Genomic DNA, 1,444 nt, shown 5'->3' on the forward strand with positions numbered 1-1,444 from the left:
GGAAATTGAATTATCGTTTTAAAAATTTCCTGACCATGAACATAGTCTTCGGGAGTGTAGTTATGGCGGGTATTAATGCCACTTATGGCGTTAAAATGCTGTTTTCGGCGCATTTTTAACCTTAAACCCATTTTTCAGACGCACTTATCCTGCAGCCTGTGCCCGCAACCATCGTTTACGGTCGATACTGTGCAGCCTTTCTGCCACTAACTCCGAGGCGTGTCTGCCAGCCTGCGCGCTGCTGAAGCGCAGTCGGTTGCCGCACAGAATGCATTTGTACGGATCCGTGCGCAGAAATTCTTTCATCAGCGCAGCGAAGCCGGGCCGCTCCGGTTTTTTCCGTGCGTCCATCTCCAGGACCTCATACACCTTCGGCAGCAAGCTACCCCGTTTGCGGTTTGATAAAAAACCGTAGTAGCGCACCATCTTAAAATGCTTTTCCGGGATATGGCTGATATAGCGCCCGATCATCTCTTCCTGCGTCAGCGTCTGCTGCCGGTACTGCTGCGTACGATGGTCGTAATAATGGTGCACCACCGCGCCGCCGCTGTAGTGCCTGAGCTTCGCTGCCGACACCGGCGGCCGCTTCAGGTACCGGCCGAGATATTTGACGCTCCGCCAGGCACCCCGGGTCTTCTTCGCGAAGTGCACCTTCCAGCGGCGACCGTACTGCGCCTGCAGATAGCGCTGCCACTGTTTTTTATCGCGGATATGCCCCAGCCCCGGCAGGCTGCCGGGGGCAATCAGGTCATAGCTGTGGCGCAGCAGGCGGATGACGGCTCCGCGCCAGATTTCCTCCACGGCGTGCTTCTTAAAGAAGATATCTCGCCAGACGCCGTGTTTAATATCAAGCCCGCCGCGGGTGACGGAGAGGTGAATATGCGGATGCTGGTTGAGCTGACGGCCATAGGTATGCAGGGCACAGAAAATACCGACCTCCACGCCCTGTTTGCGGGCCCACCGGAACATGGCACGGGTGGCCGCACGGAAGAGAAGGTTGAGCAGGGGCCAGTTGTTGTTGAAAAAGGGCCAGAGCAGATGGGGCATGGTAAAGGTGACGTGCTGCCAGTCGCAGTCGGGGAGGATATGGCTCTGCTGCGACACCCACTGTTCGGTGGCTTTGAAGCCGCAGGCGCTGCAGGCTTTTGACTTGCAGCTCTGGCAGAAGAAGCGGGAGTGGGTACAGTCCGGGGAGGCGCAGAAGTATCGCTTCACCCCCATGGCGGCGGTGCCGCAGGCGAGCATGGGCTCGACGCAGAGAACGGTCCATGGGCAGAGAGTGTCCCCGTGTTTATCCATATACCTGTTCCAGGCGTCATCAATGGTGAACAGCAGCTTTGCGGGGCGCGGAATATACATGCCGCAGAGTATAAAACGGGGATCAGGGCATGAAAACATCGGAAGCGCGAAGCGATGACGCTCGCCCTGTAAGGGCGCTACGTAC

1 protein-coding gene is annotated in these 1,444 nt (G+C 57.3%); it reads right to left on the reverse strand.

Features of this window, described 5'->3' with window-relative positions; all coding sequences use genetic code 11:
• Positions 1-144: 144 nt before the first annotated feature.
• On the reverse strand, positions 145-1,398 hold the full coding sequence (locus IAE27_RS29230; protein WP_413785474.1) for an IS91 family transposase: 1,254 nt from the start codon (positions 1,396-1,398) through the stop codon (positions 145-147).
• Positions 1,399-1,444: the final 46 nt, after the last annotated feature.

It is taken from the genome of Klebsiella sp. S69, from assembly GCF_016516145.1.
GTDB lineage: Bacteria > Pseudomonadota > Gammaproteobacteria > Enterobacterales > Enterobacteriaceae > Klebsiella > Klebsiella oxytoca.

Excerpts from the sequence above, each read along its gene's own strand:
- IAE27_RS29230 (WP_413785474.1), bottom strand. The coding sequence starts at position 1,398 with ATGTTTTCATGCCCTGATCCCCGTTTTATACTCTGCGGCATGTATATT.